Annotated in this window: 29 protein-coding genes and 10 tRNA genes; 34 read left to right on the top strand and 5 right to left on the bottom strand. The window is 68.7% G+C overall.

The features are described 5' to 3' along the window. Positions 1 to 12: 12 nt before the first annotated feature. The 15 genes from AC3RX1_RS06825 to AC3RX1_RS06755 all read left to right on the top strand — a co-directional run bounded on the left by AC3RX1_RS06825 (position 13) and on the right by AC3RX1_RS06755 (position 4,618). The gene (locus AC3RX1_RS06825; protein ID WP_491500476.1) at positions 13 to 783 is read left to right on the top strand and encodes an HD domain-containing protein; all 771 of its coding nucleotides are present in this window, start codon (positions 13 to 15) and stop codon (positions 781 to 783) included. 35 nt (positions 784 to 818) lie between these two features. Next, positions 819 to 890: transfer RNA gene (locus AC3RX1_RS06820), tRNA-Gln, on the top strand. A gap of 131 nt (positions 891 to 1,021) precedes the next feature. Continuing rightward, positions 1,022 to 1,096: transfer RNA gene (locus tag AC3RX1_RS06815), tRNA-His, on the top strand. A gap of 26 nt (positions 1,097 to 1,122) precedes the next feature. Further along, positions 1,123 to 1,201 (top strand) — tRNA-Glu (locus AC3RX1_RS06810). Positions 1,202 to 1,228: 27 nt separating this feature from the next. After that, the gene (locus AC3RX1_RS06805) at positions 1,229 to 1,540 is read left to right on the top strand and encodes a hypothetical protein (protein WP_491500475.1); all 312 of its coding nucleotides are present in this window, start codon (positions 1,229 to 1,231) and stop codon (positions 1,538 to 1,540) included. Positions 1,541 to 1,577: 37 nt separating this feature from the next. Then, positions 1,578 to 1,653: transfer RNA gene (locus AC3RX1_RS06800), tRNA-Phe, on the top strand. Positions 1,654 to 1,708: 55 nt separating this feature from the next. Next, positions 1,709 to 1,779: transfer RNA gene (locus tag AC3RX1_RS06795), tRNA-Thr, on the top strand. A gap of 168 nt (positions 1,780 to 1,947) precedes the next feature. Beyond that, positions 1,948 to 2,023, top strand: a tRNA-Gly gene (locus AC3RX1_RS06790). A gap of 1 nt (position 2,024) precedes the next feature. Next, a tRNA-Arg gene (locus tag AC3RX1_RS06785) sits at positions 2,025 to 2,102 on the top strand. An 88-nt stretch (positions 2,103 to 2,190) separates the two neighbouring features. After that, a tRNA-Arg gene (locus AC3RX1_RS06780) sits at positions 2,191 to 2,266 on the top strand. 3 nt (positions 2,267 to 2,269) lie between these two features. Beyond that, positions 2,270 to 2,342 (top strand) — tRNA-Arg (locus tag AC3RX1_RS06775). Positions 2,343 to 2,525: 183 nt separating this feature from the next. Beyond that, positions 2,526 to 2,596 (top strand) — tRNA-Cys (locus AC3RX1_RS06770). A 62-nt stretch (positions 2,597 to 2,658) separates the two neighbouring features. Next, a complete protein-coding gene (locus AC3RX1_RS06765) occupies positions 2,659 to 3,171 on the top strand; it encodes an HNH endonuclease (RefSeq protein WP_491500474.1) in 513 nt (170 codons plus the stop codon). Positions 3,172 to 3,222: 51 nt separating this feature from the next. After that, complete coding sequence (locus AC3RX1_RS06760; protein WP_491500473.1) at positions 3,223 to 4,431, top strand: RtcB family protein; 1,209 nt, start codon at positions 3,223 to 3,225, stop codon at positions 4,429 to 4,431. Positions 4,432 to 4,444: 13 nt separating this feature from the next. Further along, positions 4,445 to 4,618 carry a hypothetical protein gene (locus AC3RX1_RS06755; protein ID WP_491500472.1) on the top strand — a complete coding sequence of 58 codons (174 nt, stop codon included), beginning with the start codon at positions 4,445 to 4,447 and terminating at the stop codon, positions 4,616 to 4,618. Here the strand turns inward: AC3RX1_RS06755 and AC3RX1_RS06750 are convergent. Both AC3RX1_RS06750 and AC3RX1_RS06745 read right to left on the bottom strand, forming a co-directional pair. Beyond that, positions 4,603 to 5,559, bottom strand: coding sequence for an ATP-dependent DNA ligase (locus AC3RX1_RS06750; protein WP_491500471.1), 957 nt, complete (start codon positions 5,557 to 5,559; stop codon positions 4,603 to 4,605). The two genes, AC3RX1_RS06755 and AC3RX1_RS06750, sit on opposite strands and share 16 nt — an antisense overlap. Positions 5,560 to 5,606: 47 nt before the next feature. Continuing rightward, complete coding sequence (locus AC3RX1_RS06745; protein WP_491500470.1) at positions 5,607 to 5,855, bottom strand: DUF2188 domain-containing protein; 249 nt, start codon at positions 5,853 to 5,855, stop codon at positions 5,607 to 5,609. 86 nt (positions 5,856 to 5,941) lie between these two features. Here AC3RX1_RS06745 and AC3RX1_RS06740 point away from each other — a divergent pair, with 86 nt between their 5' ends. The 7 genes from AC3RX1_RS06740 (at position 5,942) to AC3RX1_RS06710 (ending at position 9,251) form a co-directional block, all read left to right on the top strand. Then, complete coding sequence (locus tag AC3RX1_RS06740) at positions 5,942 to 6,265, top strand: hypothetical protein (protein WP_491500469.1); 324 nt, start codon at positions 5,942 to 5,944, stop codon at positions 6,263 to 6,265. Next, positions 6,262 to 6,558, top strand: a complete 297-nt coding sequence (locus tag AC3RX1_RS06735) for a hypothetical protein (RefSeq protein WP_491500468.1) — start codon at positions 6,262 to 6,264, stop codon at positions 6,556 to 6,558. Before AC3RX1_RS06740 ends, AC3RX1_RS06735 begins: the two co-directional genes overlap by 4 nt. Positions 6,559 to 6,602: 44 nt before the next feature. Next, positions 6,603 to 6,848 carry a helix-turn-helix domain-containing protein gene (locus AC3RX1_RS06730; RefSeq protein WP_491500467.1) on the top strand — a complete coding sequence of 82 codons (246 nt, stop codon included), beginning with the start codon at positions 6,603 to 6,605 and terminating at the stop codon, positions 6,846 to 6,848. A gap of 106 nt (positions 6,849 to 6,954) precedes the next feature. After that, positions 6,955 to 7,158: a hypothetical protein gene (locus AC3RX1_RS06725; RefSeq protein ID WP_491500466.1), complete on the top strand. Its 204-nt coding sequence runs from the start codon at positions 6,955 to 6,957 to the stop codon at positions 7,156 to 7,158. An 81-nt stretch (positions 7,159 to 7,239) separates the two neighbouring features. Continuing rightward, positions 7,240 to 8,067 (top strand): hypothetical protein, encoded by an 828-nt coding sequence (locus AC3RX1_RS06720; RefSeq protein WP_491500465.1) that lies wholly within the window; start codon positions 7,240 to 7,242, stop codon positions 8,065 to 8,067. A 7-nt stretch (positions 8,068 to 8,074) separates the two neighbouring features. After that, complete coding sequence (locus AC3RX1_RS06715; protein WP_491500464.1) at positions 8,075 to 8,365, top strand: hypothetical protein; 291 nt, start codon at positions 8,075 to 8,077, stop codon at positions 8,363 to 8,365. Between the two features lie 19 nt (positions 8,366 to 8,384). Further along, the gene (locus tag AC3RX1_RS06710) at positions 8,385 to 9,251 is read left to right on the top strand and encodes a hypothetical protein (protein ID WP_491500463.1); all 867 of its coding nucleotides are present in this window, start codon (positions 8,385 to 8,387) and stop codon (positions 9,249 to 9,251) included. Between the two features lie 148 nt (positions 9,252 to 9,399). Here the strand turns inward: AC3RX1_RS06710 and AC3RX1_RS06705 are convergent, their stop codons facing one another. Beyond that, positions 9,400 to 10,263 (bottom strand): RNase H family protein, encoded by an 864-nt coding sequence (locus AC3RX1_RS06705; protein WP_491500462.1) that lies wholly within the window; start codon positions 10,261 to 10,263, stop codon positions 9,400 to 9,402. A 45-nt stretch (positions 10,264 to 10,308) separates the two neighbouring features. On the opposite strand from AC3RX1_RS06705, the gene AC3RX1_RS06700 reads away from it, so the two are divergent. From AC3RX1_RS06700 to AC3RX1_RS06650, 11 genes are all read left to right on the top strand, one after another. Continuing rightward, entirely contained in the window at positions 10,309 to 10,824 is a 516-nt protein-coding gene (locus AC3RX1_RS06700) for a hypothetical protein (RefSeq protein ID WP_491500461.1), read from the top strand. Further along, positions 10,821 to 11,540: an exonuclease domain-containing protein gene (locus tag AC3RX1_RS06695; protein ID WP_491500460.1), complete on the top strand. Its 720-nt coding sequence runs from the start codon at positions 10,821 to 10,823 to the stop codon at positions 11,538 to 11,540. The genes AC3RX1_RS06700 and AC3RX1_RS06695 overlap by 4 nt, the downstream gene beginning before the upstream one ends. 54 nt (positions 11,541 to 11,594) lie before the next feature. Next, entirely contained in the window at positions 11,595 to 12,140 is a 546-nt protein-coding gene (locus AC3RX1_RS06690; protein WP_498239188.1) for a hypothetical protein, read from the top strand. A gap of 53 nt (positions 12,141 to 12,193) precedes the next feature. Beyond that, a complete protein-coding gene (locus AC3RX1_RS06685) occupies positions 12,194 to 12,670 on the top strand; it encodes a hypothetical protein (protein ID WP_491500458.1) in 477 nt (158 codons plus the stop codon). Further along, positions 12,667 to 13,089 (top strand): hypothetical protein, encoded by a 423-nt coding sequence (locus AC3RX1_RS06680; RefSeq protein WP_491500457.1) that lies wholly within the window; start codon positions 12,667 to 12,669, stop codon positions 13,087 to 13,089. Before AC3RX1_RS06685 ends, AC3RX1_RS06680 begins: the two co-directional genes overlap by 4 nt. Positions 13,090 to 13,095: 6 nt before the next feature. Further along, complete coding sequence (locus AC3RX1_RS06675) at positions 13,096 to 13,392, top strand: hypothetical protein (RefSeq protein ID WP_491500456.1); 297 nt, start codon at positions 13,096 to 13,098, stop codon at positions 13,390 to 13,392. Beyond that, positions 13,389 to 13,766 (top strand): hypothetical protein, encoded by a 378-nt coding sequence (locus AC3RX1_RS06670; protein ID WP_491500455.1) that lies wholly within the window; start codon positions 13,389 to 13,391, stop codon positions 13,764 to 13,766. Before AC3RX1_RS06675 ends, AC3RX1_RS06670 begins: the two co-directional genes overlap by 4 nt. Before the next feature lie 16 nt (positions 13,767 to 13,782). Beyond that, positions 13,783 to 14,067: a hypothetical protein gene (locus tag AC3RX1_RS06665; protein ID WP_491500454.1), complete on the top strand. Its 285-nt coding sequence runs from the start codon at positions 13,783 to 13,785 to the stop codon at positions 14,065 to 14,067. 28 nt (positions 14,068 to 14,095) lie between these two features. Further along, positions 14,096 to 14,587, top strand: coding sequence for a hypothetical protein (locus AC3RX1_RS06660; RefSeq protein ID WP_491500453.1), 492 nt, complete (start codon positions 14,096 to 14,098; stop codon positions 14,585 to 14,587). 89 nt (positions 14,588 to 14,676) lie between these two features. Further along, positions 14,677 to 14,895, top strand: a complete 219-nt coding sequence (locus AC3RX1_RS06655) for a hypothetical protein (RefSeq protein ID WP_491500452.1) — start codon at positions 14,677 to 14,679, stop codon at positions 14,893 to 14,895. Next, a complete protein-coding gene (locus AC3RX1_RS06650; RefSeq protein ID WP_491500451.1) occupies positions 14,882 to 15,109 on the top strand; it encodes a hypothetical protein in 228 nt (75 codons plus the stop codon). Before AC3RX1_RS06655 ends, AC3RX1_RS06650 begins: the two co-directional genes overlap by 14 nt. Here AC3RX1_RS06650 and AC3RX1_RS06645 read toward each other — a convergent pair. Further along, complete coding sequence (locus AC3RX1_RS06645; RefSeq protein ID WP_491500450.1) at positions 15,091 to 15,219, bottom strand: hypothetical protein; 129 nt, start codon at positions 15,217 to 15,219, stop codon at positions 15,091 to 15,093. The genes AC3RX1_RS06650 and AC3RX1_RS06645 overlap by 19 nt on opposite strands. A 44-nt stretch (positions 15,220 to 15,263) precedes the next feature. Next, entirely contained in the window at positions 15,264 to 15,677 is a 414-nt protein-coding gene (locus AC3RX1_RS06640; RefSeq protein ID WP_491500449.1) for a hypothetical protein, read from the bottom strand. A 77-nt stretch (positions 15,678 to 15,754) separates the two neighbouring features. Between AC3RX1_RS06640 and AC3RX1_RS06635 the strand changes: the two genes are divergently transcribed. Further along, positions 15,755 to 16,201, top strand: a complete 447-nt coding sequence (locus tag AC3RX1_RS06635) for a hypothetical protein (RefSeq protein ID WP_491500448.1) — start codon at positions 15,755 to 15,757, stop codon at positions 16,199 to 16,201. Positions 16,202 to 16,261 lie beyond the last annotated feature (60 nt).

The following is a 16,261-nucleotide window of genomic DNA, read 5'->3' as shown; positions in this document are numbered from 1 at the left end:
GCATAGGCAGCCATGGAGAACATCGACTGCGTCGTCCCGTTCCGATTCGGACGGAGGATCGGGGACAGCTGGGCCTGCGGCGACTGCGGTCGACAGTGGGTCGTCGACAGCAACCAGTTCGACTCGCTGCTGCCGTTCGGTGACTACACCTGGTTCACGGAGGTGGATCCCTCGTCACGGCTCCTCGCCAAGATCTGGGGACCCGCGCGCCGGCGCGCGCAGGTGTTCGAGCCGGAGCCGAGCGGTCGGGATCTGGATCGCCTCGCCCGTCTCCTCCACGTCTTCAGCGCGCTCGGCCTGCCTCATACGACGGCCCTCGCCGCATACGACCACAACCGGGCGGCACACCTGCCGTACCACGGGGCGGCTCACGGGGTCTCGACCGCGCTGCGTGCCATCGACTTCGCTCGGGACGAGGGCGTCGACGAGATCGCCCCGCTCGCTCTGGCCGGCCTGTTCCACGACGCGGACTACATCCCGGGTGACACGGAGCGGGACAACATCGCGCGCGCCGTCGAGTTCGCCGCTCGCCACGCGCCGGCCGGCTACCGGGAGGCGGTCGCAGAGCTGATCCCCCAGACCGAGTACCCGCACCACCCGCCGGCGGACGCGGCTGGCGCGATCCTCCAGGACGCCGACATACTGCAGTGCTCGGAGCGGGATGGGCGCCGGTGGCTCGAGGGTCTCCGCAGGGAATCGGGCGCAGACCCGGATCCGCTGTTCCCGGACCCGGCCATTCTCCACACTGACGCGGCACGTAAGTACCGCGCCCGCAGCCGCTGACCGTCGGTCAGCACAACGGCCCCGTCTGGGGCTGATCCCCCGTGGTGTAGCTGGCAGCACGCAGCGCTCTGGACGCTGAAGGCGAGGTTCGAATCCTTGCGGGGGAGCGCACCGAGAAGGGTCGCCGGCAGCCAGGTAATTGCCGGACACAGGGTGACGACCGACCGTCTGCTCGCGGGCACTGAAATGCCGCGGCGAGAGCCCACGGAGGGAACCGAGCCTCGCGGTGGGCACCATGGCGGCCGTGGCAGAGACGGTCAATGCGCCGGATCGTGGGTCCGGTTCTGTGCGGGTTCGAGTCCCGTCGGTCGCCCGAAGCGAGCCGGTGCGGGTCGCCCTGACGCGGTTGGTTCTGCTGGTACGAACCGCCCGGCTTTCACCCGGGTAGTCGCGGGTTCGATTCCCGCCTGCGCCACCATTTTCCGATGACAGAGAGGAGAGCATCATGAGCAAGACCGTCATCACACTGCCGAGGTTCCTCGGCGCACGAAACAGCGTCCGGCGCCTGATCGGCAGCACCGCAGCACAGGACTTCGTCATCTCTGCAGGGGACGCGGAGTCCGTGTCCCAGGGTGCCGCCGACGAGCTCGTCAAGGCGCTCATCGCCCAGGGCGCTGAGCGCGTGGTCGTGGTGAACGCCGACGCGCGTCTGGAAGGGCACATCCGTGTGTCCCACCGGATCCGAGCGACCCCCGAGCGCACCTTCCTGCTCACGTTCCGCACGGTCAGCGCCGACGCGCTGCTCCGTTCCGCGTGAACATCGCGCGGGCCGCCGGCGCCGGCGGCCGGCACCTGGCGTCGTAGCTCAGCAGGTAGAGCGTGCGACTGAAAATCGCAAGGCCACGGGTTCGACCCCCGTCGTCGCCACCAGACGAGTCGTCCGCGCTGAGTGCGACGAGTCCAAGCGGTGCTCGGTACGCCGCGAGCCGTCATAGGTCAGCGGCAGACCACCCGTTTCGTAATCGGGAAGCCGAGGTTCGACTCCTCGTGACGGCACTCCGCCCACGATGCGGACGTCGTGAGCTCCCGCATGCTACGAAAGCGCTCGCTTGCGCCGCGGGTCTCGCGCCCGACTGGACGGGCTCCGGGCTTTTACCTCGGCATGACAGGGTTCGAGCCCCTGGGGACCCACGACGGCAGCGCGCGGCCGGGACGCGCGCACACGTGGATGTAGCGCAGTTGGCAGCGCGTCACCTTGCCAAGGTGAAGGTCGCGAGTTCGAGTCTCGTCATCCGCTCCACGCCCCTGTAGCTCAGCTGGACAGAGCACCTCGCTACGGACGAGGAGGTTCGCAGGTTCGAATCCTGTCGGGGGCTCCATGCCGCAGCGTGGGGGAAGGCGCCAACCCGGCCGGGGGTGACGCCTTCCGCGACAGATCGTAGCGGGACGGCAGGATGCCGTGCACGCGCGCGCGTAGTTCAGCGGACAGAACGCGGCCCTCCGGAGGCCGATGCCGCAGGTTCGAATCCTGCCGTGCGCACCACCCGCCTCGGTAGCTCATCCGGAAGAGCGGCCGCCTTCTAAGCGGCAGGTAGTGGGTTCGAGTCCCGCTCGAGGCACACGCATAGGCGCTGGTCGAGAGGAAGTCCAATGGAATCCCGGGCCCGCGTTCTCAAGGTCGTCGTCGTGGTGGTCGTCGCGGCCGTCCTCGTCTCCGGGTGCGTTGCCGCGTTCGCACCGGCCCTCGTGTAGAGGGCCGGAACCCACACGATCACCCCGCGCGAGGCGCGTGGCTGGTCTCTGGTGCCCTGGCCGAGTGGTGAGGCGGCGGCCTGCAAAGCCGCACACGCGGGTTCGAATCCTGCTGGCACCTCGTTCGTCATCTTCCGCTGAATGCAACTGAGCATCAGTCATGCGACGAGGAAGGAGAACACGATGCGCCGCATGCGAACAGAAGGTGTCGTCGTGCTCAACGCGTCCTTCGAGCCTCTGGGCATCGTCCCACTGGCCCGCGCGGTCGCGCTCCTGATCCGCGAGCGTGCGGTCATCGTGGACGCTGTGCCCGGGCGGAGTGTACGGTCGGCGGCCGCCGAGCTGCCGCTTCCGCGCGTCGTCCAGTTCCGGGAGATGGTTCGGGTCCCGTACCGCTACGAGCAGATGCCATGGACACGCCACGGTCTCCTCGAACGCGACAACCACACGTGCGCGTACTGCGGGAAGCACGCGAGCACCGTCGACCACGTTCTGCCCCGCTCACGCGGCGGAGGCAACACCTGGCTGGGAACCGTGGCGTGCTGCCAACGATGCAACAACGTCAAGGCCGACCGTACGCCTGCCGAGGCGGGGATGCCGCTGCTGTTCCAGCCGCGCGAGGTCACACGCCGCGACACGCTGGTGCTCGCGATCGCCCGCGCGGGCGTGGACACGGTAGCGCTGGGCATCGCCTGATCCCCAGCCCGCGCATGAACACGAGACGATCGAACGAGGAAGGCATCTGAGATGAACGAGTTCCCTGTCGCCCTGGCTGGGGCCAAAGCGCGGACCCTCATGTGGGCCAACGAATGGGAGGTCGAGTCGCAGGCCGTCCAGCAGATCCGCGACGTCGGTGCCCTCCCGTGGGTGGACGAGCTGCGAGTCATGCCGGATGTGCACCTGGGGGCAGGCGCGACGATCGGCACGGTCATCGGATCGACCACCGCGATCTGCCCGTCGGCGGTCGGCGTAGACATCGGGTGCGGTGTCAACGCCGTCCGCACGAGCCTGACGCTCGAGGATGTCAACGACGATCTGCACAAGCTCCGCCTGCGTATCGAGGCGGCGATTCCGGTCGGGTTCAATTCGCACGACGAGGCCGTGAACCTGCGCGGGCTGGACCTGGCCCACGGCGGAGGGTGGAACCGGTTCTGGGGCGGGTTCAAGGACCTGCACAACGGCGTCCAGCGCATCGAGACGAAGGCACACCGGCAGATGGGAACCCTCGGCGGAGGCAACCACTTCATCGAGTTGTGCACCGATTCGGTCGGCCGCATCTGGATCACGCTGCACTCCGGGTCCCGCAACATCGGCAAGGAACTCGCCGAGCGGCACATCGAGATCGCGAAGGCCCTTCCGCACAACCAGGACCTCCCGGTCCGGGAATTGGCCGTGTTCCTGAAGGGGTCGCCGCAGATGGAAGCGTACCGGCGCGACCTCACCTGGGCGCAGGAATACGCGATGCGTTCGCGCACCGTGATGATGGCGCTGGTCAAGCGTGAGATCGAGCGGCACTTCGCCGGCATCCGCGCCGAGCCCATCACCTTCGACGACGACGTGAACTGCCACCACAACTACGTCGCGGAGGAGACTCACCTCGGTCAGGCGATGATCGTCACGCGGAAGGGCGCGATCAGCGCCAAGAGCGGCGAACTCGCTCTGATCCCCGGGTCGATGGCCACCGGCTCGTACATCGTCCGCGGGCTGGGCAACGAGGACTCGCTGACGAGCGCATCCCACGGCGCGGGCCGGAGGATGAGTCGCGGCGAGGCGAAGCGACGGTTCACCGTCGCTGACGTCGAGGAGTCGATGGCCGGAATCGAGTCCCGGAAGGACGCTGGCGTGATCGACGAGATCACGTACGCGTACAAGGACATCCACGATGTGATCGCCGCACAGTCGGACCTCGTCGAGGTCGTCGAGCATCTGCAGACGGTCCTCTGCGTGAAGGGGTAGCGCATAGGCCGACATGGCATCGGACGACAAGCGGCTCACCGGTCACTGCATGTTCTACTCGCCCGGGTCGCACCGGTACTGCCACGAACGCAAGTACCGGTGCGATTGCCCGTGCCACGCGGACATCGACGAGTTCGAGGTCGAACTGGAAGCGCAGCGAGCGGCAGCCGCTCATGCTGGCGGCTGACGATCAGTGCCCGGCTCGTCGACCGCTGACTCGAGGTCGGAGCGCAGCCGCTCGAACCGGACCGCATGACGGAACACGCCGTGGGTGCGCGCGGAGTCCGCAGACACCTCGGCGATGACCGGTTCGACAAGGGTGAGCCGGACAGGATCGCGACTGGCGTTGAACCGGTCCAGAGTCCCCGGTCCCACCACCTCCGGCCAGGGGTGCGCCCCGGCAGGCTCCCGAAGCAGCGCGCCGAGTTGCCGGGACACGGTCGCGCTGAGCGGCGCGCTGCGGCCGGCGATCCGCAGCTCACCGTCCACGATGAGTCCCACCACCACCTGCTCTGGGGCGCGCAGTGGGCCGATGACGGCGCCCACGACGACATCCTGGTTCTCTCGCCTCTTGACCTTCAGCCAAATCCGCTCCCCACCGGCGTATGGCTGCGATCCACCCTTCACGACGAGGCCCTCTATCCCGGCGGCCGCCATATCGTCGAACCACTCGTGCGCCTCGCCCGCGTCCTGGGTCATCGGCGACAGCGTCAGCGGAGGACGCCATCCGGCTGCCTGCTCGGCGAGCGCCGCCCGCCTCGTGTCGTACGGCTCGAGGCGTAGGTCGGCGCCTGCGAGGACGAGCACATCGAACAGCACCAGGGATGCCGGTGTCGCCCGCGCGAGCGCCGCCGATCGCCGCGCGCTGGCGTTGAGCCGCGTGAGCAGCACATCGAAGTTGAGCCGCCCAACCACCCACGCGACGATCTCGCCGTCGAACAGCGAGTCGTCAGGTAGCGCAGATGCGGCGTCCGCGATCTCGGGGAACGCGGTCGTCATGTCGGTGCCGCGACGGGACCAGATGGTGACCTCTCCCGCCGTGCGGGCGATCGTCGCCCTGAACCCGTCCCACTTGATCTCGTACCGGCTGCCCCCGGGCATCGCATCCGCTCCGGGGATGCGGGACACCGGCCGCGCGAGGACGGTAGCCGGGGGAGTGCGCAGCGGACTGGACGTCAGCGGGTGTCCTTCGCCGAGGTCTCGCTACGGGATCCGGAGTCGGAGTCGCGGAACTTGCCGTCCTCACCCATAATCCGCACCTCCCCGAGTCCCCGTCCGGTCTTCGCGACGATCTCCCGGGCGCGGGCGATCGCCTCGTGCTGGGTCTTGAAGTGCCCGGAGGCGCGCTCGTGCGCTTCCTTCACCAGGTCCCAGCCGCCGTCGCGGCCCGGGACGACGTAGCGGTCCTCATCGTTGTTTGCCATGCCGAGACGCTACTGCCGCTTTCATCTCTGGGAGAGGGGCTTGCGGACCTCCGCGCCGCGCATATACGCGGTGAGAGGCGGTGAACGTGATGATCGACCTGGGCGACCTGGAACGGCTGGCACAGGCCGCAACCCGTGGCCCCTGGAGGTGGGTCGAGTACCGGTACGGCCCGCCGACCCTCGAAGGCCGCGCTGGCGAGCCAGGCGTCTACGAGTACGACACCGAGGTCCTGGACGCGACGCACGACGGCGGCTGCGGATACCGTTCCGCCTGCACACTGGAGCTCAACATCTCCGACGCCGACAAGGCGTGGATCGCCGCGGCGTCCCCGGACGCCGTAGCCCAGCTGATCGCCGAGCTGCGGGAGTCTCGTGCCGAGATCGCTCGTCTGAAAGGGGAACGGTCGTGAGCCGCACCGACAAGGACGCTCCGTTCAAGGTGCGCCACGCACGCGGCGACATCAAGCGGAGTCAGCTGAGGATCCATCACGGCACGGAGCAGTACGAGCTGGAGCGGTACCGCTTCGGGATGGCAGCTGACGATATCCACAAGCGCTACCGTGTGCCTGAACGTCAGACGGTTCGCCAGTCGGTCCATCGGCTGAAGCGGCAGGCGCGGTCCGGTGACCCGGTCGACGATTCGCAGGTCGAGCTGCGCCCGCAGCGCCGGAACAGTGTGTGGGGCGGCGGGTACTATGACTGACCGCTCGGCTTGAGATTTAGTCGCGCGCATGAACATGATGAGACATGCTGACCTCATCGGTTCTCGCCGCGGATGACCGATCGGGGCTGGGCGTCGTCCTCTCCCGCCGCCGGCGCGAGCTCGGGCTGACGCAGAAGGACCTCGAACGACGCAGCGGCATTCCTCAGGGAAAGATCTCGCGGATCGAGCGGGGACAGTCGCACCCGCCTCTTGCGACACTCGCCAAGCTCTCCGAAAGCCTCGAGCTTGAGCTGTGCCTGACCATCGAGGAGCACCTCGGCGGACCGTAACCGGCCACCCTCCGCAGGGTGAGCGGCGTGGCGGCATCCGCTGTCGCGCCCTCGTCGTTCGGAGCGGATCTTGGCCAACCCCTTCCTCGTCCTCGGTGGAGTTGCCGTGGGCATCATCACCGCTGGCATCGGTGTGCTCATGGTGCCCGGATGGGTTCACGCCGCCCAGGATGCGGCGGCGACCGCTGACCTCTCCCACATCGCCGACGCTCAGGCGGTGTCGCTGACCAACGACGGCAGCTACGCCAGCGAGCTCGACACGTCGAGAAGGTCACCAGCCATGGATCCTTTGCCGATGGCTCGGCATTGAGCCCCGAGCATCTGCCGAAGTTCAAGTAGCCGCCACGGCCACTATCTCGTGCCACGAGAGTGTGCCGCGCATAGTCCGAGCATGAGCGCCCTAGCCCCACCGGAATACGACCTCACCTACGAGATCGGCAGTGACGGCGACCTCGGTTCGCTGATGAGCATCGACGCGCACGGGCACCTCGACGACCGTGACATCGAGCTGTTCATGGCGACCGTCGTGTGGGCAGAGACGGACTACCGCGAGTGCGGGTTCGATTTCGGCTTCGAGGTCGAGCACCTGTGGCGGTCCACGCATCCGCTCCCTTGCGAGTGCGAGGGTGACGAGCTGTGTGACCACGACTCCCGCTGGGTCTACGAGTACGGCCACGGCCCCTCTGACGCGGGCGGCAGCCTCACCGTCACCCGGTTCCAGATCGCGTCTCCGTGGTCGCGGCCGGCAACCAGCCCTGGTGCCCCGCGCGCTGAGCGCGACCGGCGGACGGGAGAGTTCACCGTTCTGGGCGTCGACCACTTCCCGCTCCTGTGCATCCATCACCCCGACGAGCCGGCATGTGTGGCGATCCCAATGGAGCGATTCTCGAACCCGGAGGGCGTTGTCGACGGGCATGTGCACTACTGCACGCCGTGCATGCACGACTACGAGGTTCGGCGCAAGAAGGCTGTGATCCGGGCACACATCGAGCTGTTCCTCGAGCACTGGCCGGCCGATACGGAGCTCGTCGCGTGCGCGGGCGACCGGACGCTGCTCTCCGCGGACCTTCGCTCGCTCCTCGTCGGCGACGTGGCGGTCGCACAGCGGGTGGTGGCGTTCATGAGCGGGTGGGACGGCGGTTACAAGGTCGCCGACGCCGGCGAGGGGTACGTGCTCTACGCCTCCCACCTGCGGGACGCGGCGGCCGACTGCGCATAGACGGGACATGACCCCCGCAACCGCGCTCCCCAGCATCGCGTTCGACCTGCCCGTCGCATCGGTCATCCTGTACGCGCGGACCACCGTCTCCGAGACGGCGATGGCCGAGGCTGTCCTGTGCGCCGAGCACTTCACAACCGTCTATCGTGACCGGCTCGACGAGATCGCGGACGCCGCCGAGGATGAGGGGGACCGCTCGTGGACTAACTGCTCGGAGAACGACGCGATCCGCTGTCAGGTGTGCGGGGTCGACTCGGCTGGATCGTTCGACACCGACGACGATCTGCTCGACGACTGACCGCCGCAGGGTACGTGGCATGCCGTTGAAGATCGCAGCCGTCACCCCGTCCGCCGACTCCGACCCGCTGCTCCCGCTGGCCTATGACGACCGGTTCTCCCTCACCTGGATGGTGCGGGACGCCGGGGCCGTCGCCCCCGACGGGGTGAAGGTCTCAACGTCGGCGACGGATGCCGCGGCCGCCGACGCCCTTGTGGTATTCGGGTCGGCGCCGAGCGCCCTCGACGCGCACTTCGCGCAGTTCGCAGCCGGCGTCGGGATGCCCTCGATCTTCGTGCAGACCGGCGGCGCCAGCACGGCAAGCCCTCATCTGTCCGTGTTCGATCAGGTCATCGCGACGTCGCCTGTCGGACGCGCCGGGTACGCGGCAGCCGGCGTCGACGCGGGTCTCGCGTACGACCCGCGCCTCGACGAGCTGCCAGGGGTCATCGGCGTGTCAGCCGACGCGATCCTGGTGCTCGCATCGCTCACCCGCGGCACCCCTGGCAGCGGGCTCGCTCTGTCCCGCATGGTGGAGACGATCGCACGCGACGCGCCGGTCATGGTCGCCGCCGACGAAGACGAAGGCCCGCGCGCCTGGGAGGCTTACCCGCAGGCGCCCTTGGCTCTCGCCGAGCAGCTGAGCCGCGCGGGCGCGGTCATCGGTCACCCGGGGTCTGACCTACACCTGGCGCAGGCCTTCGGGATCCCGACCTACCATCTGTCGTCGGAGGCGTGGATGGCAGAGCGAGCCGCGGAGCTCGGTCTGTCTACCCGACCGCTCACCGCGGCCACCGAGCTGCTCGACGACTGGCGGGCCATGTCGGCGGTGACCACCAGGATGAAGGACACCGGCGGGCTGCTGAGCGTCGCCGACGAGGTGTTCCTGACCACCCGAGGAGAATGATGACCGTACGATCCGCCGGCGAGTGGCGCGCGCACGAGGCGACGGACGCTGCGATCGACCTGTTCCACGCGACGCTCGTCGCACAGCGGCGCTCCGTCGTCCGGTTGATCGCCGCGCTCCGCGCGACACCCGCCGTCCGCAGCCGCCGTCACGCAGCGGACAGGGCGACCACGGCGCCGGTCAGATAGTCCTGGACGATCGACTCTGCGATCTCCTGACGAGTGTGGTCGGGGATCGACTGCTGGCGGGAGCGGCGGGCAAGGAGAGCCAGCCGGTCGGCCGTCTCGTTCAACGGATGTCCGTTGTGACCGCGCACCCACGTGAACGTGACGTCGCGGCCCTCGATGTGGCGCAGGACCTCCGTCACTACACGGTGCTCCACGCGGCCTCCGGCCGCCTGCGTCGCCGCGGTCCCCGAGGACAGGACTGCCACAGCACGCTTGCTGTCAGAGAGGATCTCGAGGCGCGGGGCTCGGTTCGCGGTGACCGCGCTGCGGATCGCGAGGAGCTCCGCGTGGAACGCGCTCACCGCGGTGCACCCGCTGTGCGCCCAGCTGCCGTCCTCATGCACCCAAGCCCATCCGCCGTCGCCGGTCGCCCGGCCACGGCTGCCATCGGTGGCGACCGTCTGTCGCCGCACAAGCACGCCGCGCTCGCGACGCGCGAGCGCGGCAGACGCACGGTCGACCGCGTCCTGGTAGATGGCCTCCCGGTAGGACAGGTCGCTCGCCGGCACCAGCCGATCACGGAACGCAGACTCAGCCAGGACCTTCCGTACGTGCGCGGGCCACGCCCAGATCATCGCACCGCGCTCGACCGCCATGGTCGCAAGTTTCAGCGCGAGCTCGTTGCGGCCCTTGCGACCGCCGCAGGTCGTGCCGGCCTCCGTGACAGCCGCCCCGTCGGCGTCGGAGACGAGGAACGCGTATCCCTGCAGGTCGGAGAGCTCGCTGCGCACGGTGACCAGGCCCACCGACGGGTAGCCGGCGCCGAGTGGCGTGTGAATGTCCATGATTCCCTCCGATCCGAGGAGCGGGGTGCTGCCTCGCACACTGCTATGCGCGTCACGCATAGCAAGGGCATGAACCTCTGGCACCGAATGGTCGTCCCCGGCCTGCTCACCGTCGCCCTGATCGCATCGCTCGTGCTCGGGTCGCGGCCCGTCGGCGACACGCTGACCCTCGCCGGGATGGCGGCCGTCGCCGCAGCATGGGTGTGCGTCTGCACCCAGACGACCATCGGTTCGCTGCTTGCAGCCACGTTCTGTGGTTGGGCGGTCGCGAGCATCTCGATCGGCGGGATCGCCGGGATCGAGCTCGAACCGATGAAGGCGTTGTTCACGGGGGCTGCCGCCGTCGGCATGCTGGTGTTCACCGCACTCACCGAGCTCGGTGTGTTCGACAGGGTGCTCGGCTTCGAGGACCCTGACGACGACGACCCGGGAGACGGCCCGGACGATGATGCCCCCGTCGTTCCCGACGCGCCGGACGGCGGCCGTGAGTTCGACATCGACCGTGAGCTGCAGCTGCTCCTTGCGAGCGAACACCGAGAGACGGCGGGAGCGGCCACATGAGCGCGCACCAGGTCACCTGCTTCGACCTCGAGACCACGGGGACGGACCCCACGACCTGCCGGGTGGTCACCGCCTACGCGGGCCTGCTCGACGCGCAAGGAGACGTCGTCGAGGAGCGCTCCTGGCTCATCCGTCCCGACGGGTATGAGATCCCAGCCGAGGCGACCGCTGTCCACGGCATCACGACCGAGCACGCGCGGGCGCACGGCGCTGACGAGGCCGCGACGCTCCTGGATATCCAGCAGACCCTCTCCGCGTGGTGTGACGGCGGCGCGCCGCTTGCCGGCCAGAACATCTCGTACGACCTGAGCACCATGCTCTCCTCGCTGATTCGCATCGGCCGCACCTCGCCGGAGGCGCTGTCCTGGGCGCGTGAGTTCGTGGTCCTCGACTCGCTCGTGCTCGACCGGCAGCTGGACCGCTACCGGAAGGGCGGACGGCGACTGACGGACCTTGCCCGCATCTACGGCGTCGCTCTGGACAACGCCCATGAGGCGTCCGCCGATGCCCTGGCCTCCGGCCGCGTCGTGCTGAAGCAGCTGCGACACCCGCAGTTCGCCGCGCGCAAACCGCGAGTGCTGCACGCCCAGCAGAAGGTGTGGTTCCGGGACCAGATGACCCGTTACATCGCATACCGGCAGCGCACCGAGCCGTCGTTCTCCACGAGCGTGACCTGGCCGATCAGCGACGCCGCGCTGGCACTGGCCGCGAGCTGACGGATGGGCGGGGCCGCGTACATCACCTGTACACCCTCCCAGAAAGCCCAGCCCGTGAAGCAGAAAGAAGTGCGGCCGTTCGCCGCATACTCCCACTCCCCGAAAGACCGGACCGTCTTCGTCCCGATCGACACGAGCGCGTACCGCCGCGTGCAGTCCGGCGCGCCGATCGAGCCGGCGCCCCAGCACCTGCATCACAAGAAGACAGGCATGCTGGGTGTCCTGTTCCGGCCGACCCCGTTCGCAGGTTCTCCGCTGTCGGCCGAGGATGCGACCGCCTCGGCGCGCGCTGTCGCCGAGGACATGGGAACCGGCTCGATCGGCAACCTGTTCGCCGGCGCCCCCGCGGCAAGCGGCCACAGCCACGGCTTCAGCGCGAGCATCGAGGTGATCTCCGCCTGCGCCCTCACCCCGCTGATCATGGTTGCGACCGAGGAACCTGCCGCTGCGCCGGTGGCCGAGCGCTCCCACCCTGAGACCGGGGTGGTGAAAACGCTCCGCGCGCTGTTTCCCGACGCCGAGCTCCTGCACGGCGCCTTCGGGGTCACGATCCCGGTTCCCGTCCTCGCCGAGCTGCTCACCAGCCTGTCGGCCAGCTGAGGCTGCGGCCCGGTCGCCGCAGGGTAGGCGGTGACCCGACCAGAGGAGCCACCGTGGAATCCCGCACCCTGTCTGATGCCGTCAAGGCCGACTACGAGAGGCTGAGCACCGCCGACGCCGCGGCGGTTGCCTCACTCGCCCGCTGGGAGATCGTGCGGAAGGTGGCCGACTGGTTCACCGGCGGCCTCATGCTGGCCATCCTGCCGATGCTCCTGCTCAGCTGGGCGCTCTCACCGGCGGCAGGGGTCCTGGTTACCGTGATCGTCGGCGTGCTCTGGCCGTTGTTCGTCGTGCCGCCGGCCACCGTCTGGGCGGTCGCCGCGCACACCGTGCGCAAGCACCGACGCCAGACCCGCGACAAGATGTTCGCACAGTATGGGATCACCGTGGACGACCGGGCGAAGCCCGCGGTGTACGCGATCGCTGTCCCGCAGGCTCACCTGCACCCCGACCTCACCGAGACGCGCCGGTTCCTGTCGGAGACCGCGGTGGCACCTGCCGACGCAGCTGCGGACGTCGCAGCCGCATGACCGACGAGGGCATACCGTCGCGGGCCGAGCTCATCACACAGGCCGTCAACGGAGACGTCAGCCGGATCCTCGCGCACACTCCGCCTCAGCCGCTGACGGCTGCCCGTCGGCTGGAAACGCTACGGCGCGGGCTCGCGTGGGTCACCGGCGTTGGGTTCGGCGCTGCGATCGTCTCCGCCTGCGTGACGTTGCAGGTCGGACGCATGGTCCTGATCGCTGCGGTCCTGGCGGGCCTCGCCTACGTCGTGGTGTGGGCGCTCACCATCCGCTACGCGAGGGCGGCGCGTATCGAGCTGCTGCGGAAGTACGGTGTCGCTCAGAACGCCGACGGCGTGTTCGAGATGCTGCGTGCCGCCGAGCCGCATGAGGATCTGGCGGCGACCCGCGAGATCCTCCGCGAGTACAGCGACCACGCATAGACCGCCATGACCGACGCCCTGATCCCCGAGCATTACGACCCCTCTCGTTACCACCGCATCGAGGTGCGGGCGAAGGTCGAGGCGGACGTGCGAGGCGACCTGTTCGTCTCCAGCGAGGCCGTCCGCCGCACCCTCGGCCTCGACGCGGACGCGCCGCTCACCGACGAGGACCTCGTGATCTACGCCACAGAGCACGACGACCTCGACGGTGTGGACCTCGAGGTCGTCGAGGTGACGTACTGGCGCTCGTCCGCCGCCGCGCTGAAGCGCCGCGCGGCCACAGACTCCGCCCTCCCGTCGTGACCTGGAGAGGTCCGCTGTCCCGAGCGCCTCGCGCTCACCTCCAGATCCTGCGGATCATCGTCACCGCGTACCGAGACTGGGAGCGCACGCTCGGCACCCCCGAGCAGACACTGTCACCTGACCTGCCGTCCTCAGCCCGGGCGGGCATCCCGCTGCATGTCGAATCGGAGGTCGCAGCACGGTCCGCTCGCCGGGTCGCCGCACGCCCGGACGCCGAGGCGATCGTGGCCGTCCACCGGGACCTGCTGCAGCGCCGGGACCACCCGGAGCAGTGGACCGCTGACCGGGAACGGGCGGCGATCGCCGGCATCCAGGAGGAGCTCATCCGCATCCGGACCGCCCTTGAACAGATCGCCGCGCATAGTCGTGCCTGACGAGAGGCGAGACGAGATGAGCGACAGGAAGAGCGCGCTGATCGCGCTGCTCACGGAGCACATCCGCGGGATCCCCGGATGCTGCTCCGGGTACGACCGGCCGAGCGAAGGCCACGACGTGAACCCGCCGTGCGCCACAGTCCGGCAAGCCGCCGGCTGCGCCGATGCGATCATCGCCGCCGACGCGACCGCCGAGCACCTCAGGCGGCACAACCGGTCGGCGTATGAGGCACGCCAGCTGCGGACAGAGGTGGCGGCGCTGACCTCCCGTGTCGAGGCGCTCGAGCAGTCGAACGCATAGTGCTGCACCTACGAGCACAGGAGTGACCATGAGCTTGACCCTCTACGGTTGGGTGATGATCGCTGTCGTCGCCGCCTTCGGCGGCGTCGTCGCGACGTTCGACGCCAAGGTCATGAAGAAGCCGGCTGTCGTCAAGTACGCGTCGCTCGGCACTGTGACCGCCGCCGCTGTGGCTGCGGTGGTTGCGCTCCTCGCCGGTGTGATCGTCCTCGCCAGCTCCGACGGCCCGAAGTACGAGGGCCCGAGTGCGACCTGGGTCGCGGAGAGGGGCGAGGTCACGAAAGTCGGTGCGCAGTACGAGGTGGATGTCACCGAGAACGGCGCGATCCGGACGCTCACGCTGCCCGCTGATACCCATGTGTCCATCGGCGACAAGATGGCGGTGCACAGGGTCACGACGCCCAGATCGTGCGACACCTTCTTCCTCACGTTCCCCGGCGCCTGCTACGACACCACGTACGAGCTGATCGTGACGCGCGACTGGATGGCCCACGTGTTTGTGCAGGACGGCGCGCGCTGATGCCGTCCATGCGTATCTCGACAAGCCGCGGCGCCCACGTGTGTCCCGCAGACTACGCGCACGACCAGCGCATCCGACCCGGTGATCGAGTGATCGTTACCACCTACTTCCGGGGCGATGAGCACGTCCGCGACTTCGGCGTCCAGGCGCTCACCCCGTTCCGCGTGTGCGTCATGTGCACCGGGCAGAAGCTGCGGGAGCTCGCGCGAATCGGTGCACTACACAATGTCCGAGGGCTCCGAGTCGCCGACATCGTCGAGCACGGGATCCGCACGGCTGCAGACACCGACCCGCATGCCGAAGGCTAACCGCGCCCCGGGGCAGGCCCTGCGCACAGCGTGGCGGATCGCGCTCGAGTGGCTGAAAGTGCAGGCGGCCCTCGCCGACACCGAGATGTACCAGTTCGACGAGCTGATGATGCCGTTCATGGTCGACGGTCAGGGGAACTCGGCGTACAGCGTGATGCGAACCGCGTCGCTGCGCGAGCTCGACGCCGGAGCAGGTCAGCGCACCGCGAGGTAGATGCCGGCGGCGACCGGCCCCCAGAACAGCGCGGACATCCACACCGCGTTCAGCAGGCCGCGGAACGCAGCCACACTCTCGTCGTACTCATCCTGGCGCCGGTTCGTCATGCGGCCCTATGCGCCGAGGCGACACCGCAGCGAGGCGGGCTAGCTCAGCCGGCGGGACGCACTGCAAGCGGCGCGCGCCGGGGCCACGGAGCTGCGGTGAGAACCCCTGCCACGATGAGCGCGACGGAGGGGAGCACACCCGTGAACGGCACGGAGTCCGCGGTGTCCACGCCCAGGAAGAAGAAGCCCGGGTCAGTCACCGGGTTCCCGATGAGTAACGCGGCGAGCGCCACGATCGAGACGAGCCGCCGGTCCCCGAAGGCGAGCACCGCCAGTGTCACAGCGAGCGCCGCCCACCACAGTCCGAACGTCAGCGCGGCACCTGGTGCACTGTCCATCGTCCGGTAGCACTGGGCGTCGGCCTCCTGCCAGCACGGATGCCACGCGATGACCGCGGCAACGACGCCGACGAGCCCCAGAAGAACGAGAACGGACGCTGCCCCCAGACGCATTCGCATGCGATCACCATAGCGGCCGCGCTTGCCCTCCGCAGGGTAGCTCTCCAACAGCCAGCGGCTGAGACAAAGGAGACAACATGACCAATTCGACACTCACTGACCGGCAGATGCCCACCGGGCGCAAGCACAGGATCGCGGTGACGATCACCGCTGTCCTCGCCCTGGTGATCGGCGTGGCATCGCCAGCGTTCGCAGCCGGCGAGAAGTGCAACAAGAGCATGTGCGGCTCGGTTCACAACATGGGCGTGGACCCACTGAAGATCTCGACGGACTACGTCGGGAACGGGCAGGTGAACCCCGGTGGACGCACGGCGTACGTGATGTCCGGTGCGAACTCCGTGTCCGTCTACGACTGGGATGCGGTGTGGGTTCCGGCGGGTTACTGCGGCACATTCCTCACCGGCGTCGGACACCTGTTCCGGAGTTACGACAGCCGGGTCGGCAAGAGCACGGGCATCTGGCACAAGATCGACGACCTGGGAGCCATGGCAGCCATCCAGAAGGGGAAGTGCATCACCTTCTGACCGCCCTTACCGCGCATAGAGGTGTGCGTGTCTGGGGCCTGGCCTACAGTCGACGCCTCA

The organism is Microbacterium altimontanum (genome assembly GCF_058349865.2).
The sequence above is the reverse complement of the archived record's forward strand: the minus strand, read 5'-3'. Positions and strand labels throughout refer to the sequence as shown.

Bases quoted from the DNA above. Each gene is read 5' to 3' on its own strand.
- AC3RX1_RS06660 (WP_491500453.1), top strand. From the start codon at position 14,096: ATGAGCTTGACCCTCTACGGTTGGGTGATGATCGCTGTCGTCGCCGCC.
- AC3RX1_RS06805 (WP_491500475.1), top strand. From the start codon at position 1,229: ATGAGCAAGACCGTCATCACACTGCCGAGGTTCCTCGGCGCACGAAAC.
- AC3RX1_RS06720 (WP_491500465.1), top strand. From the start codon at position 7,240: ATGAGCGCCCTAGCCCCACCGGAATACGACCTCACCTACGAGATCGGC.
- AC3RX1_RS06645 (WP_491500450.1), bottom strand. From the start codon at position 15,219: ATGACGAACCGGCGCCAGGATGAGTACGACGAGAGTGTGGCTGCGTTC.
- AC3RX1_RS06730 (WP_491500467.1), top strand. From the start codon at position 6,603: ATGCTGACCTCATCGGTTCTCGCCGCGGATGACCGATCGGGGCTGGGC.
- AC3RX1_RS06745 (WP_491500470.1), bottom strand. From the start codon at position 5,855: ATGGCAAACAACGATGAGGACCGCTACGTCGTCCCGGGCCGCGACGGC.
- AC3RX1_RS06825 (WP_491500476.1), top strand. From the start codon at position 13: ATGGAGAACATCGACTGCGTCGTCCCGTTCCGATTCGGACGGAGGATC.
- AC3RX1_RS06765 (WP_491500474.1), top strand. From the start codon at position 2,659: ATGCGCCGCATGCGAACAGAAGGTGTCGTCGTGCTCAACGCGTCCTTC.
- AC3RX1_RS06650 (WP_491500451.1), top strand. From the start codon at position 14,882: ATGCCGAAGGCTAACCGCGCCCCGGGGCAGGCCCTGCGCACAGCGTGG.
- AC3RX1_RS06640 (WP_491500449.1), bottom strand. From the start codon at position 15,677: ATGCGAATGCGTCTGGGGGCAGCGTCCGTTCTCGTTCTTCTGGGGCTC.
- AC3RX1_RS06695 (WP_491500460.1), top strand. From the start codon at position 10,821: ATGAGCGCGCACCAGGTCACCTGCTTCGACCTCGAGACCACGGGGACG.
- AC3RX1_RS06705 (WP_491500462.1), bottom strand. From the start codon at position 10,263: ATGGACATTCACACGCCACTCGGCGCCGGCTACCCGTCGGTGGGCCTG.
- AC3RX1_RS06665 (WP_491500454.1), top strand. From the start codon at position 13,783: ATGAGCGACAGGAAGAGCGCGCTGATCGCGCTGCTCACGGAGCACATC.
- AC3RX1_RS06710 (WP_491500463.1), top strand. From the start codon at position 8,385: ATGCCGTTGAAGATCGCAGCCGTCACCCCGTCCGCCGACTCCGACCCG.
- AC3RX1_RS06675 (WP_491500456.1), top strand. From the start codon at position 13,096: ATGACCGACGCCCTGATCCCCGAGCATTACGACCCCTCTCGTTACCAC.
- AC3RX1_RS06755 (WP_491500472.1), top strand. From the start codon at position 4,445: ATGGCATCGGACGACAAGCGGCTCACCGGTCACTGCATGTTCTACTCG.
- AC3RX1_RS06760 (WP_491500473.1), top strand. From the start codon at position 3,223: ATGAACGAGTTCCCTGTCGCCCTGGCTGGGGCCAAAGCGCGGACCCTC.
- AC3RX1_RS06700 (WP_491500461.1), top strand. From the start codon at position 10,309: ATGCGCGTCACGCATAGCAAGGGCATGAACCTCTGGCACCGAATGGTC.
- AC3RX1_RS06680 (WP_491500457.1), top strand. From the start codon at position 12,667: ATGACCGACGAGGGCATACCGTCGCGGGCCGAGCTCATCACACAGGCC.
- AC3RX1_RS06635 (WP_491500448.1), top strand. From the start codon at position 15,755: ATGACCAATTCGACACTCACTGACCGGCAGATGCCCACCGGGCGCAAG.
- AC3RX1_RS06715 (WP_491500464.1), top strand. From the start codon at position 8,075: ATGACCCCCGCAACCGCGCTCCCCAGCATCGCGTTCGACCTGCCCGTC.